Source organism: Nocardia sp. NPDC049190, assembly GCF_040648115.1.
GTDB lineage: Bacteria > Actinomycetota > Actinomycetes > Mycobacteriales > Mycobacteriaceae > Nocardia.
In genome coordinates this window covers 1-13,031 of the sequence record NZ_JBEZDE010000050.1, presented here as the reverse complement: position 1 = coordinate 13,031, position 13,031 = coordinate 1, and the positions used below count along the sequence as shown (strand labels likewise).

12 protein-coding genes are annotated in these 13,031 nt (G+C 67.0%); 1 reads left to right on the top strand and 11 read right to left on the bottom strand.

Going from position 1 to position 13,031, the window contains the following annotated elements:
• Positions 1-30 precede the first annotated feature (30 nt).
• Positions 31-372 (top strand): hypothetical protein, encoded by a 342-nt coding sequence (locus AB0B25_RS28445; RefSeq protein ID WP_357185780.1) that lies wholly within the window; start codon positions 31-33, stop codon positions 370-372.
• 183 nt (positions 373-555) lie between these two features.
• Here AB0B25_RS28445 and AB0B25_RS28440 read toward each other — a convergent pair whose 3' ends face one another.
• The 11 genes from AB0B25_RS28440 to AB0B25_RS28390 form a co-directional block, all read right to left on the bottom strand.
• Positions 556-1,173 (bottom strand): TetR/AcrR family transcriptional regulator, encoded by a 618-nt coding sequence (locus tag AB0B25_RS28440; RefSeq protein ID WP_357185777.1) that lies wholly within the window; start codon positions 1,171-1,173, stop codon positions 556-558.
• Positions 1,174-1,177: 4 nt separating this feature from the next.
• Positions 1,178-1,960, bottom strand: a complete 783-nt coding sequence (locus tag AB0B25_RS28435) for an enoyl-CoA hydratase family protein (RefSeq protein ID WP_357185774.1) — start codon at positions 1,958-1,960, stop codon at positions 1,178-1,180.
• A 12-nt stretch (positions 1,961-1,972) separates the two neighbouring features.
• Entirely contained in the window at positions 1,973-3,133 is a 1,161-nt protein-coding gene (locus AB0B25_RS28430) for an acyl-CoA dehydrogenase family protein (protein ID WP_357185771.1), read from the bottom strand.
• 68 nt (positions 3,134-3,201) lie between these two features.
• Entirely contained in the window at positions 3,202-5,229 is a 2,028-nt protein-coding gene (locus AB0B25_RS28425; protein ID WP_357185769.1) for a biotin carboxylase N-terminal domain-containing protein, read from the bottom strand.
• A 9-nt stretch (positions 5,230-5,238) separates the two neighbouring features.
• Positions 5,239-6,837, bottom strand: coding sequence for a carboxyl transferase domain-containing protein (locus tag AB0B25_RS28420; RefSeq protein WP_357185766.1), 1,599 nt, complete (start codon positions 6,835-6,837; stop codon positions 5,239-5,241).
• Between the two features lie 55 nt (positions 6,838-6,892).
• Positions 6,893-8,044, bottom strand: coding sequence for an acyl-CoA dehydrogenase family protein (locus AB0B25_RS28415; RefSeq protein ID WP_357185763.1), 1,152 nt, complete (start codon positions 8,042-8,044; stop codon positions 6,893-6,895).
• A gap of 70 nt (positions 8,045-8,114) precedes the next feature.
• Entirely contained in the window at positions 8,115-9,830 is a 1,716-nt protein-coding gene (locus tag AB0B25_RS28410) for an acyclic terpene utilization AtuA family protein (RefSeq protein WP_357185760.1), read from the bottom strand.
• Between the two features lie 230 nt (positions 9,831-10,060).
• The gene (locus AB0B25_RS28405; RefSeq protein ID WP_357185757.1) at positions 10,061-11,044 is read right to left on the bottom strand and encodes an NAD(P)-dependent oxidoreductase; all 984 of its coding nucleotides are present in this window, start codon (positions 11,042-11,044) and stop codon (positions 10,061-10,063) included.
• A 97-nt stretch (positions 11,045-11,141) separates the two neighbouring features.
• Positions 11,142-11,792: a hypothetical protein gene (locus tag AB0B25_RS28400; protein ID WP_357185754.1), complete on the bottom strand. Its 651-nt coding sequence runs from the start codon at positions 11,790-11,792 to the stop codon at positions 11,142-11,144.
• A 29-nt stretch (positions 11,793-11,821) separates the two neighbouring features.
• The gene (locus tag AB0B25_RS28395) at positions 11,822-12,496 is read right to left on the bottom strand and encodes an HD domain-containing protein (RefSeq protein WP_357185750.1); all 675 of its coding nucleotides are present in this window, start codon (positions 12,494-12,496) and stop codon (positions 11,822-11,824) included.
• Positions 12,497-12,535: 39 nt separating this feature from the next.
• The gene (locus AB0B25_RS28390; RefSeq protein ID WP_357185747.1) at positions 12,536-12,844 is read right to left on the bottom strand and encodes an antibiotic biosynthesis monooxygenase family protein; all 309 of its coding nucleotides are present in this window, start codon (positions 12,842-12,844) and stop codon (positions 12,536-12,538) included.
• Positions 12,845-13,031 lie beyond the last annotated feature (187 nt).

Below are 13,031 nucleotides of genomic sequence, written 5' to 3'. Positions count from 1 at the left end.
AAACAGTTGAATGCCTTTATGAAGCTGGCCGTGACGGTCATCAGTGCACTGGTCACCACCGCACTCACTGTCGGTTTCGCGGCCACCGCGGCAGCCGGACCGGTGCAGCGGTCGGATCAGTTCATCGCGGCGGCCGGCGAAACGCCGCGGGTCTCGTATATCAAAGTATGTCTGCCGCCCGGCGACACCATCGAACTCAGGACAGGATTGGGTGCGGCGATCGGAGCGGCCGTCGGAGCGCTCATCGGCCTGCCGGTGTTCTTTATCGGCGCGATCCCGGGAGCGATCATCGTCGGACTGATCGGCGCCGCGATCGGTGCGTCGTCGTACGCCATCGATTCCGGGCGGTTGGAGCAGCAAGGATTGTGCTAGCCGGGTTGTCTGTGCGGCACTGCGTATTCGCAGCCAGCCCTGTTCGGGCCCGAGTGACCGGAGTTCGCACCCGCGAGTTCGCTTCGGTCGCTCGGACTCGAATCCGGCCGCGCTTGTCGATCTCGAGTCCGACAAACGCGCGGGGACCGGAATTCAGTGAGTTCTGTTCCGATCGCGGGCTTATCAGGGATGCGGGGCGCGCAGGGCGGCATGCAGGGTCGCCGCCCACTGCTCGACTATCCGTTTGCGGCGCGCCGAGTCGTCGGTCAGGACGTCGGCGAGTCCGAGGCCACGCGCCATGTCGAGGGTCGCTTGCACCAGGTGGTGTGCAACGGGATCGGAGTCGTCGGCGCCCAGGGCCTCGACCGCCCGACGGTGGGAGGCCCGGCCGAAGCGCGCCTCCAGCGGGACGATGCGTTCACGCATGACCGGGTCGGCGGCAGCATGTGTCCAGACCTGCAGAGCCGCCTTGAACAGCGGGCTGGTGTAGGACTCGACCAGGCCGGCAACCACCGCCTCGGTGCGGGCGACGCCGTCGACCAGACCCGATAAACTCGCCGCCTCCTCCATGGCCTGCCCGCTACGGGTGTCGAACATGTACTCGAGCGCGGCGGTGATCAAGTCCTCCCTGGTCGGAAAATGATGCTGGGCCGCGCCGCGCGACACCCCGGCCCGTTCGGCGACGACGGCGACCGTGGCGGCCGCCCAGCCCTTGTCGGCCAGGCAGTCGATAGTCGCCTCGAGCAGACGCTGCCGAGTAGCCCGGCTGCGGTCCTGCTTGGGTTCGTGCGGTGTCGCCATGGGTTTATTCTGCCCAGCTCGGCGGACGACGCTGCAGAAAAGCGAGCATGCCCTCGCGTACCTCGGGGGTGCCGAAGAAGCTCGCGGAACGCCGCGCGAGATGCTCGGCCGACGTATCGAACCCGGCGAGTACGTCCGCGTTCACCAGCCGCTTTGCCTCGGCCAGCCCCTGTGGTGAGCCCTTGCGCAGCTCCGCGCACAACCGCGCCACCTCGGCCGCCGGGTCGTCGCTGGTCACGGTGACCAGGCCGATGTCGGCGGCGACGGCGGCGTCGAACTTCTCGCCGGTCAAGTAGTACCTGCTCGCCGCACGCGGATCGAGTTTGGGCAGCAACGTCAGCGAGATCATGAACGGCGCCAACCCGATCCGCACCTCGGTGAGCGCGAAACTGCTGTTCGGCCCGGCCACCACGAGATCGCAGGCCGCGACGATGCCCATTCCACCCGCGCGGACGTTGCCGTCGACCTGGGCGATCACCGGTTTCGGGGTTTCCACCAGCCTTCGCAGCACCGCGAGCATGACCCTGGTGCGCTCGTCGGCGGCCACGGCGGGATCGGCATCGCTCGCCTCGGTGAGGTCGGCTCCCGCGCAGAACGTGGTTCCGGTGTGCGCGAGCACGATCGTGCGCACGGCGTCGTCGGTCGTCGCGTCGTCCAGCCCGCGCAGCAGCTCGGTTACGAGCTTGGACGACAGCGCGTTGCGGTTGTGCGGCGAGTCGAACGTGAGCGTCGCGACACCGTTCGTCACCTGATAGTGGACGAACGGACCCGTCGCCGTCTCGGTCATCGGCAACCTTTCTCAGTACGACTTCGGCAGGCCCAGCGAGTGCTGGGCGACGAAGTTCAGGACCATTTCCCTGCTGACCGGAGCGATACGACTGATGCGCGCGGCGGCGAGCATGGCGGCGAGCCCGACATCACGGGTGAGTCCAGCGCCGCCGTGCGTCTGGATCGCCTGGTCGAGTGCCTTGATACTGGCCTCCGCCGCAGCGTATTTCGCCATATTGGCGGCCTCGGCGGCGCCCATCTCGTCACCGGCGTCATAGAGCGTCGCGGCCTTCTGCATCATCAGCTTCGCCAGTTCCAGCTCGACCTTCACCTGCGCGAGCGGATGCGCGACACCTTGGTGCGCACCGATCGGCGTCTTCCAGACAGTGCGCTCCTTGGCGTACTCCACGGCGCGATCGATGGCGTAGCGACCGAGACCGATGGCCATGGCAGCGCCCATGATGCGCTCTGGGTTCAAGCCCGCGAACAACTGCATCAGCGCCGCGTCCTCTTTGCCGACCAACGCGGTGGACGGCAGCCGGACATCATCGAGGAACAGATTGTATTGGTGATCCGGTTCGATGATGTCCATTTCCTGCGGCGTCTTGGTGAAGCCCTCGGCATCGGTCGGCACGATGAACAGCGCCGGCTCGAGCTTGCCGGTCTTGTGGTCCTCGGTGCGGGACACGATCAGCACGGCTTCGGCCTGGTCGACGCCGGAGATGAAGATCTTGCGGCCGTTGAGGATCCAGTCGTCACCATCCCGGCGGGCGGTAGTGGTGATCTGGTGCGAGTTGGAACCCGCGTCCGGCTCGGTGATGCCGAAGACCATCGTGCCGGAACCGTCGGCGAGCTTGGGCAGCCATTCCCGCTTCTGCGCGTCGGTGCCGTACTTGGTGATGATGGTGCCGCAGATGGCCGGGGAGACCACCATCAGCAGCAGACCGGCGCCCTGCGCGGACAGCTCCTCCATCACCAGCGCCAGCTCGTACATGCCCGCGCCGCCGCCACCGTATTCCTCGGGCAGGTTCACGCCGAGGAAGCCGAGTTTGCCTGCTTCGTCCCACAATTCGCTGAGCGGCTCGTTCTTGCGTGCCTTGGGCAGCGCATAGTCGCGGTAGTTGTACTTCGTGGCCAGTGCCGCGACCGCGGCCCGCAGCGCCTTCTGCTCTTCGGTTTCGATGAAGCTCATCAGTACTCCTGTGTCTCGCGGGGGGCTCCCGCACTTCGTCGGCTCGATGATCGCTGCGCGAGTGGGTCTCATCGCGCCTCCGGTATTTCGTTGTCCTCGGCAGGGTCGACGACCGCGAGAACGGCGCCGAGGTCGACCTGCTGGCCGACGGCGACATGGACCGCGCTGAGCACGCCGGCGGCGGGCGCGGCGACGGTGTGCTCCATCTTCATCGCCTCCAGCCAGAGGATGGGCTGGCCTCGTTCGACATGGCTGCCGACTTCGGCGCCGAGTCGGATCACACTGCCCGGCATGGGAGCGAGCAACGACCCGGTAGCCACTTGATCAGCGGGATCGCTGAACCTCGGCAACCTGCGCACCGCCACCGGGCCCAGAGGTGAGTCGACGTAGACCTGGTCGTCGTAGCGCGCGACCTCGAAACCTCTGCGCACCGGACCCCGCTCGCCGGGTACGGCCAACACCACGCGATCGGCAGCGGACTCGACGAGTTCGAGACCATCATGCCCGTCCACTGTGACGCCGGTGCGCCCGAACCGGTAGCCGATCTCGTGCGTCCCGCTGGTGCGGCTCTGGTAGGACTTACGCTGCGATTGCGCGGGTAGATTCCGCCAGCCGCTGGGCAGTCCACCACCGACCCCGGCCCCGCCGCGGTTCGCGGCGGCGTCGGCGAGCGCGGCGGCGACGATCGACAGCGCCTCGTCGGACTCGGATACCCACGGGGCCGCGAGGCCGTCCAGGCCGTGCGTGACGAAGAACGCGGTGTCGGTGTCTCCGGCCGCGAACGCGGGGTGGCGCAACACCCGCACCAGCAGATCTCGGTTGGTGACCAGACCGTGGATCTTCGCCCGCTGTAGCGCGCCGGCCAGCAATCGCGCTGCCTCAGTACGTGTTTCGGCGTAGGAGATGACTTTGGCGAGCATCGGGTCGTAATGCACTCCGACAACCGAACCGTCCACCACACCGGTATCCAAACGTATGCCCGGACGATTGAGCAGGTCGAACTCGGTAGCGACCGAGGGGATGTCGATCCGGTGCAACGTCCCACTCTGTGGTTGCCAATCATTCGCCGGGTCCTCGGCGTAGAGCCGCGCCTCGATCGCGTGGCCACGTATCGCGGGGGGTTCGGTGCGCAGCGCGGCGCCGTTGGCGACGTCCAATTGCAGCCGAACCAGATCCAGTCCGGTGGTGCACTCGGTGACCGGATGCTCCACCTGCAAACGAGTATTCATCTCGAGGAAGAAGAACTCACCTTGCTCGTCGGCGAGAAACTCCACGGTGCCCGCGCCGGTGTAGCCGATCGCGCCCGCCGCCAGCCGCGCCGCGTCGAACAGCCGCGCGCGCATGCCGTCGGTGCGCTCGACCAGGGGCGAGGGAGCCTCCTCGATCACCTTCTGGTGGCGGCGCTGGATGGAGCACTCGCGCTCGCCGACCGCCCAGATGGTGCCGTGCGTATCGGCCATCACCTGGACCTCGATATGTCTGCCGGTCTCGAGGTAGCGCTCGCAGAACACCGTCGGATCACCGAACGCGGATTCCGCTTCGCGGCGGGCGGCGTCGAGTTGCTGCGTCAGCTCGGCAAGACTGCGCACCACCCGCATCCCACGCCCTCCGCCGCCCGCGGAGGCCTTGATCAGCACGGGCAGCTGTTCGGCAGTGACCTCGGCCGGATCCAGGTCGGTGAGCACCGGGACGCCGGCGGCGTCCATCAATTTCTTCGCGGCGACCTTCGAACCCATCTGCTCGATCGCCTGGACCGGAGGGCCGATCCAGACCAGCCCGGCGTCCAGCACTTCTCTGGCGAATTCGGCGTTCTCGGAGAGAAATCCATATCCGGGGTGGATGGCGTCGGCGCCGGTGGCCAGGGCCGCCTCGATGAGCAGTTCACCGCGCAGGTAGGTGTCGGCGGGCGTGTTGCCGGGCAGCCGCACGGCGGCGTCGGCCCCGGCGACATGCGGCGCGGCGGCGTCCGCGTCGGAATAGACCGCGACGGTGCCCAGACCCATGCGTCGGCAGGTGGCGAAGACCCGGCGGGCGATCTCGCCACGATTGGCGACGAGGACGTTCGTGATCGGCGGGGCGAGGGGTTGGTCGGACACGGCTCGGCCTCACATTCGGAAGACGCCGAAGCCGTCGGCGCCCTTGATCGGGGCATTGTGAATGGCCGACAGGGACATTCCCAACACGGTGCGGGTATCGCGCGGATCGATGACGCCGTCGTCGTAGAGCCGTCCGGACATGAACATCGCCAGTGATTCGGCCTCGATCTGCGCCTCCACCATGGCGCGCATGCCGGCGTCGGCCTCCTCGTCGAACGGTAGGCCCTTCGCCTCGGCGGCCGCCCTGCTCACGATCGAGATGACCCCGGCTAATTGCGCACCGCCCATGACCGCGGATTTAGCACTGGGCCAGGCGAAGACGAACCGAGGATCGTAGGCCCGGCCGCACATACCGTAGTGGCCGGCGCCGTAGGACGCGCCCATCAGCACCGAAATGTGCGGCACCTTCGAATTGGAGACGGCGTTGATCATCATCGCGCCGTGCTTGATGATGCCCTTCTGCTCGTACTCCTTGCCGACCATATAGCCGGTCGTGTTGTGCAGGAACAGCAGTGGCGTATCGGTCTTGTTCGCCAGCTGGATGAATTGGGTCGCCTTCTGCGACTCCTCGGAGAACAGCACCCCGCGCGCGTTCGCCAGGATGCCGATCGGATACCCGTGCAGCTGCGCCCATCCGGTGACCAGGCTGCTGCCGTAGCGCGGTTTGAACTCGTCGAAATCCGAGCCGTCGACGATGCGGGCGATCACTTCGCGCGGGTCGAACGGGATCTTCAGATCCGCGGGCACGATGCCGAGCAGATCCTCGGGGTCGTAGCGCGGCTCGATCACCTCGGCCCGCGGGGCGGGCCCTTGCTTGCGCCAGTTGAGCCGCTTGACGATGGAGCGACCGATGCGGATCGCGTCCTGCTCATCGACCGCGTAGTAGTCGGCGAGTCCGGAGATCTGCGCGTGCATGTCGGCGCCGCCGAGGGATTCGTCGTCGGATTCCTCCCCGGTGGCCATCTTGACCAGCGGCGGGCCACCGAGAAACACCTTCGAGCGTTCCTTGATCATCACTACGTGATCGGACATGCCCGGGATGTAGGCCCCACCCGCGGTGGAATTGCCGAACACCAGCGCAATGGTCGGAATCCCCGCCGCCGACGCCTGGGTCAGGTCACGGAACATCCGGCCGCCGGGGACGAACACTTCCTTCTGCGTCGGCAGGTCCGCACCGCCGGACTCCACCAGCGAGATCACCGGTAGCCGGTTCTCCCGCACGATGTCGTTGATGCGCAACGTCTTACGCAGCGTCCACGGGTTCGAGGTGCCGCCGCGTACGGTCGGATCCGGCGCGACGATCATGCATTCGACTCCCTCGACGATGCCGATACCGGCGACAGTGCTCGCACCGACGTGGAATTCGCTGCCCCAGCCCGCCAGCGGGCACAGTTCGAGGAACGGGGAGTCCTCGTCGATGAGCAGTTCGACACGTTCGCGCGCGGTCAGTTTTCCGCGTTTGCGATGCCGTGCCAGCTTGTCCGGGCCGCCGCCCGCGATCGCCTTGGCGAACTCGGCCTCGACCTCGGTGAGTTTGGCGGTCATGGCCGCCGCGGCCGCTTCGTACTCGGGCGACGCGGTGTCCAGCGCGCTGCGCAGCGTCGTCATGCGGTGTACCTCCTCGCATGATCGGTCGCGAGCTGTCTTCTGCGGGCCTGACCGGTCATGCGGTGTACCCCAATCGCTTCGCCGCCAGCCCGGTGAGGATTTCCGTCGTACCGCCGCCGATCCCGAGAATGCGCATGTCCCGGTACTGTCGCTCGATCTCGGATTCACGCATGTAGCCGAGGCCGCCGAAGAGCTGGACAGCCTGGTTGGCCACCCACTCGCCCGCCTCGACCGCGGTGTTCTTGGCGAAGCACACCTCGGCGATCAGGTCGGTTTCGCCTTCGGCGCTGCGCTGCACCAGATCGCGGGTGTAGACGCGGGCGACATCGATCCGCCGCGCCATTTCTGTGACCGTGTTCTGCACCGCCTGCCTGCTGATCAGCGGGCGGCCGAAGGTCTCCCGGTCGCGTACCCACCGCAGGGTCAGGTCCAGGCAGCGCTGCGCGCTCGAATACGCCTGCACCGCAAGGCCGACGCGTTCGCTGACGAACGCGCCCGCGATCTGGTAGAAGCCGGAGTTCTCCTGGCCGACCAGATTCCGTACCGGCACCCGGACATCCACGTAGGACAGTTCGGCGGTGTCGGAGGCGAGCCAGCCCATCTTGTCCAGTTTGCGGCTGACCGTGAAGCCAGGAGTGTTCTTGTCGACCACGAGCAGCGAGATGCCTCCGGAGCCCGGTCCTCCGGTGCGCACCGCGGTGACCACGTAGTCCGCGCGCACCCCGGAGGTGATGTAGGTCTTGGCGCCGTTGACGATGTAATGCTCACCCTCGCGACGCGCGGTGGTGGTCAGGTGCCCGACGTCGGAGCCGCCGCCCGGCTCGGTGATCGCCAGCGAGCCGATCAGTTCCCCCGCCAGGGTCGGCTTCACCCAGCGTTCGATCGCCTCGGCGTCGCCCGCGGCGATCAGGTGCGGCACGGAGATGCCGCAGGTGAACAACGAGGCGAACAGTCCGCCCGACGCGCCGGCCTGGTGTATCTCCTCGCAGACGATCATCGCGTCGACGGCGTCACCACCGGAACCACCCGCGGATTCCGGGAACTGCACCCCGAGTAGGCCGAGCGCGCCGGCTGTCTTGTGCAGCTCGCGCGGGATCGCGCCGTCGCGCTCCCAGTCGTCCAGATACGGCAGGATCTCGCGTTCCACGAAACCTCGCACCGTGGCGCGCAATGCGCGGCGCTCCGGCGTCTCCCACAGTTTGGTCATGCGGTGTCCTCTCTTTCATGACCGGGCCTCCGCGTGGTAACGCGAGTTGCCGCTTCCGGGCCCCGGCCGGTCATGAGAACAGCTCCACTGGAATGTCGAGGTGACGAGACCGCAGCCATTCGCCGAGGCCCTTGGCCTGCGGATCGAAGCGGGCCTGGTAGGCCACGCCCTGACCGAGCAGACCTTCGACGATGAAATTCAGCGCCCGCAGGTTGGGCAGCACGTGCCGGATGACGGTCAGCGCGGCCGTCTCCGGAAGCAGCTCTTTGATCCGATCCACCGTGAGCGTGTGCACCAGCCAGCGCCACTGCTCATCGGTGCGCACCCATACGCCGATATTGGCGTTGCCGCCTTTGTCGCCGCTGCGGGCCAGCGCCAACGCACCCAGCGGCGCGCGGCGGGTGTCGCTCGGCGGCAATGGTTCCGGAACCGGCGGCTCGGCTACCTCCTCCAGTTCCATCGTGTCGGTGGCCGCAGCGACGGCCACGCGCGTGCCGTCGGGCAGGACTGCCACGTGCGGCACTTCGGTGGCAACGACAAACCCCGGCGTGTACACGCCGTAAGGAGATCCGTTGCCGGGCAAGGTGGTGAAGCTGCATCCCGGGTAGCTGGCCAGTGCCAGCTCCACCGCGACATTGGAGAACGCGCGACCGACCTTGTTCGGATCGGCATCGCGGACCACGCAACGCAGCAACGCGCTGGCCTGTTCCTCGGTGTCGGCGTCCGGCCGGTCCAGCCGGGCCAGGGTCCATGTCAGCTCTTCGGGTCGGGTCGGCAACCAGGATTCCAGTTGTCGTCGCGCCAGTGCGGCTTTCGCCTCGATATCCAGCCCGGTGAGAATGAACTCCATCTCGTTGCGGAAGCCGCCGAGCGTGTTCAGGGAGACCTTCAGGCGCGGTGGCGGCGCCTCCCCGGTGACCCCGCTGATCAGTACCCGATCCGGTCCTTCCTGATCGAGCCGGAGGGTGTCCAGCCGGCTCGTCACGTCGGGTCCGGCGTAGCGGGCGCCCTGGATCTCGTACATCAGCTGGGCCGCGACGGTGTCGACGGTGACCGCGCCGCCGGCGCCTTCCTGCTTGGTGATGACGCTGCTGCCGTCCCGACGGATTTCGGCGATCGGAAAGCCCGGCCTGCCGAGATCGGCGAGTTCGGTGAAAAAGGCGTAGTTGCCGCCGGTGGCCTGGGTACCGCATTCGATGACGTGTCCCGCTACGACCGCCCCGGCCAACTGATCGTAATCGGTTCGGCCCCAGCCGAAGTGCGCGGCGGCCGGACCGACGACCACCGAGGCGTCGGTGACGCGGCCGGTGACCACGATGTCCGCGCCCGCATTCAGGCATTCGACGATGCCCCACGCGCCGAGGTAGGCATTGGCGGTCAGCGGCGCGCCGAAGCCGAGTTCACCCGCGCGCGCGACCAGGTCGTCGCCCTGGACATGCGCGATCGTCGCGTCCACCCCGAGCTCGGCCGCGACTTTGCGCAGCTTTTCGGCCAACCCGGCGGGATTGAGGCCACCCGCGTTCGCGACGATCCGCACGTTGCGTTCGATGGCGAGCCCGAGGCAGTCCTCGATCTGTTCGACGAAGGTCTTGGCATAGCCCAGGCTAGGATCCTTCATCCGGTCCCGACCGAGGATCAGCATGGTCAGCTCGGCGAGATAGTCACCGGTGAGCACATCGAGCTGCCCGCCCTCGAGCATCTCGCGCATGGCCCCGAACCGATCACCGTAGAAGCCCGAACAGTTGCCGATCCGGAGTACATCGGGGTCTGCGGCGAGCATACTCATCAGCGGGAATGCCTCCTGTACGGCGACTGGACGTTCATCCGGGCAATCCTTGCGGCGAACCGCGGCGCACGGCCGCGTGCCGCACCCGAGGTGTCCACGTTCCGCGTCCAGCATCACACTCGGTTCGAAAAAAAGCAAGCGTGCGTGCTTGTTAATTGCGGGGACAACAAACGCCGCACACCACGACGCGAGCGGGGCGGCTCACCGATGGCAAACGTCGGATACTGCGTCTACACCTGTGTAGCTCGGTGCCGGCATGCTCCTGCGGCGGCTGCGGTAGCGCGCCATGCTTCACGGGCGCTGGGGTAGTGCGGGGCCCAGCCGGTAGCGGTGCGGAAGCGGTGGTTGCTCACTCGAAGTGATCGCGTCAGTGAGGTGACTCGGTGGCCGGCGAGTAGGGCGGCGCGGCCGGGAACGCGCAGCCAGGGTCGTTTGCCCACCGCCGCGGCCAGGGCGGTGGCGTAGTCGCGTTTGGTGAGTGGTTCGTCATCGACGATGTTGTAGGTGCCGGCTGGGGCGGTGAGTGCGGCGACGACGGCCGCGGCGGCATCGGTCAGGTGGATCGTGGAGACGTAACCGTCGGCGTCGCCGAGCACCGAGACGATATGGCGACGGGCCGCGGTGAGCATCTCTTCGCTGTGGGTGGCGCCGATACCGCAGAAGACGCCGAAGCGCAGCACGATCCCGGTTCCGCCCGCGGCCGTGATGCGGTGGGCGTTGTCCTCGGCGACGCGGCTACAGATGGCGCGCGGGTAGCGGTCGGCGGGGACGTCCTCGGTGATCCAGTCGGCCCCCTTGTCGGGGTAGATCATGGCGACCGATTCCTGGATGAACGTACCGACACCAGCGGCCAGTGCGGCATCGACCAGAGTCGTCGACCCGTCGATACGAGCGTGTTCGTTTCTGCGCCAGGCGCGGTCGGACAGGAACTGCCGGGTCGAGGGAAGAGCGCTGGCCAGGTTCACCACTACGTCATGCCCGGCCAGCCCGACGGTCAGTTCGTCTCGGTCGAACAACGACGCCGCGATGGGTGTTGCACCTTGGGCTCTTACCGCAGCCGATTTTTCCGCGGTACGCACCAAGGCCGTCACCTCGTGTCCGGAATCGACCAGTGCCGCAACGACATAGCGGCCGATTGCGCCGGTGGATCCGGTGACAAAGACCTTCCGGGCCGGGGTGTGGTTCGACTGAACGTCAGCGGCCGAAGCGCGCATCGACCCTCCTGTTCCAGTGTGGGCTCGACAGCCCCGGACGGCGATTGCCGGATATGCCGAACGAGGTGTCTTATTCGTGAATCGCAGGTGATCCGACCTATAGGCGCAGCAGCGCGATGCTGCAGGCGACAATCCAGGCCACCCACCCGAGCCAGCCGATCAGACCGACCACCGCGATGCGGTTGGCGCCGTCGGCGTTGTACGGACCAGACGATGACGACAGGAAAAGCAACGCGGAACTGACGTACCCCAGCCAGGCGTGCCACGGGGGGAGGAATCCGACATCCGATCCGGCGATGCCGAAGCCCAGCAGCGCCGTTGCCAGGAAGACCTGGTTGAAGCCGAACAGCACGTTACTGAATCCCCACAGGCCCGCGGTGGTTCCGCGAGCATGGGCGGCCGCTGTGGCCATACCGAACCGAAGTGCCTCGACGACGGTGAATGTGGCGTTTTGCATCAGCACCCCGGCAAAGCCCACCAACGCCCATGCCTGTGCGCCTTCTCCACCGCGCCACAGCACCGACAGCAGCCCAGCTGCGAAAATTGTGGTGCACAGCCAGGTAGCCGGTGCGAGCACCGAAGGCCGTTTCAACGCGTCGCCGACGCCGGCAAAAGATTCCTCGACCGCGTCCACACTTTGGGCCGACATCGGAAAAGGCAGCCGACCCCGCACGTAGATGAGGTTGATGACGACCGCCGCCGATACGAATGCCAGGCCGCCCAAGCCCGCCACTGTGGTGAAATCCATCGAAGCGTCCTCTCTGTCCTACCGGTTGCTCACAATTCCGCGCAGCGGTGGGCGGGCTCGCTCTCCTGCCAGCCACTGCCGGCGACAATGTCGTCCCAGGTGGGGACCAGGTCGGGGTGGCGAAGGCGCACGATCTCCCCAGGCAGCGATCCCGGTGGAGCTTTGTGTGGTTTGGCGACGGCCTGCTGCTCGATGGCGCGGGCGAGCGCCTGGATGCCGCCGAGCCGCGGATAGGCGGCGTGCACCTCATCGGCGTAGCCAGGTGGGAGAGTCCCCGGACTGCCTTCGATGTCGATCCGGATGCCGTCCACGGCGATCCAGATAGCCGCGGGACGCCGGCGCCGGTAGACCGGCGAACTGCTGAGTCCGGAGGTGTGGGCGGCGATGGCATCCCAGATCACATCGACGCGCCCGTCGCGGACGCCGTTGGCCTCGAGGAACTGGGCCGCGTAGTCGGCGCCGTCGATCTCGAACCGCTGGTCGCCATTCGCCACGTCGGACAGGCCGATGTCGTGCAGTGCGCAGATGAGATACATAGCCTCCTCGTCGTAGTCCGTGCCCGCCCGCAGTCCCTGGGCGGTGGCCGCGGCGCGGCCGAACAGGAATGAGCGAATGCTGTGGTTGCGCAGGCTCGGTGCGAGATCGGCGTCGATCAACTCCCGCGCCGCGGTCGCGAGTGGTGTACACGGCAACGCCGAGGACATGGCGGATCTCCTTGCGGTGGCAGCGGATGTGACGAGTATTCAGAGGTATTCAGCGACAACTTCGTACAGACCGGGGTTGGCCCCGGCGATCTTTCCGGCTTCGTCGACCGAGGTCACCACGGTGGGGTTCGCGCCGGCGGCCTCGCATGCTTCGGCGCTGTCCCAGTGCGCGACATTGACGAGTTGGAAGCGCGCGTCCGGCGACAGTGCCCGATGCAGGCGCACATCCCGGAACCCAGGGGCCGTCCGCATGAGCATCGCACGCTCGCGCCACTGCGCGATGAATTCGTCGACCCGTTCCGCGGGGACCTCGATCGCATTGATGAAAGTCACGCCGTGGTCAGTCATAGGAGATTCCTCCGAAATCGTTGTATCGCCGGTACATTCGGACAAGCTGCGAGTCGCACTCGGTACCGCTCGGGCGTCCAGCATTGCGTGCAGGTCCTAGACGAGTGATTCCTAACGTTAGTGGTCGTAGGCGGTGAGTGATCGGCTGGTGGGGGCGTTGGTGGCGAGGTTGTGCCAGATTGCGGCG

What these genes read in the sequence shown, in the direction of transcription:
- AB0B25_RS28440 (WP_357185777.1), bottom strand. Translation starts at nt 1,173, where the DNA reads ATGGCGACACCGCACGAACCCAAGCAGGACCGCAGCCGGGCTACTCGG.
- AB0B25_RS28435 (WP_357185774.1), bottom strand. Translation starts at nt 1,960, where the DNA reads ATGACCGAGACGGCGACGGGTCCGTTCGTCCACTATCAGGTGACGAAC.
- AB0B25_RS28430 (WP_357185771.1), bottom strand. Translation starts at nt 3,133, where the DNA reads ATGAGCTTCATCGAAACCGAAGAGCAGAAGGCGCTGCGGGCCGCGGTC.
- AB0B25_RS28420 (WP_357185766.1), bottom strand. Translation starts at nt 6,837, where the DNA reads ATGACGACGCTGCGCAGCGCGCTGGACACCGCGTCGCCCGAGTACGAA.
- AB0B25_RS28415 (WP_357185763.1), bottom strand. Translation starts at nt 8,044, where the DNA reads ATGACCAAACTGTGGGAGACGCCGGAGCGCCGCGCATTGCGCGCCACG.
- AB0B25_RS28410 (WP_357185760.1), bottom strand. Translation starts at nt 9,830, where the DNA reads ATGAGTATGCTCGCCGCAGACCCCGATGTACTCCGGATCGGCAACTGT.
- AB0B25_RS28405 (WP_357185757.1), bottom strand. Translation starts at nt 11,044, where the DNA reads ATGCGCGCTTCGGCCGCTGACGTTCAGTCGAACCACACCCCGGCCCGG.
- AB0B25_RS28400 (WP_357185754.1), bottom strand. Translation starts at nt 11,792, where the DNA reads ATGGATTTCACCACAGTGGCGGGCTTGGGCGGCCTGGCATTCGTATCG.
- AB0B25_RS28395 (WP_357185750.1), bottom strand. Translation starts at nt 12,496, where the DNA reads ATGTCCTCGGCGTTGCCGTGTACACCACTCGCGACCGCGGCGCGGGAG.
- AB0B25_RS28390 (WP_357185747.1), bottom strand. Translation starts at nt 12,844, where the DNA reads ATGACTGACCACGGCGTGACTTTCATCAATGCGATCGAGGTCCCCGCG.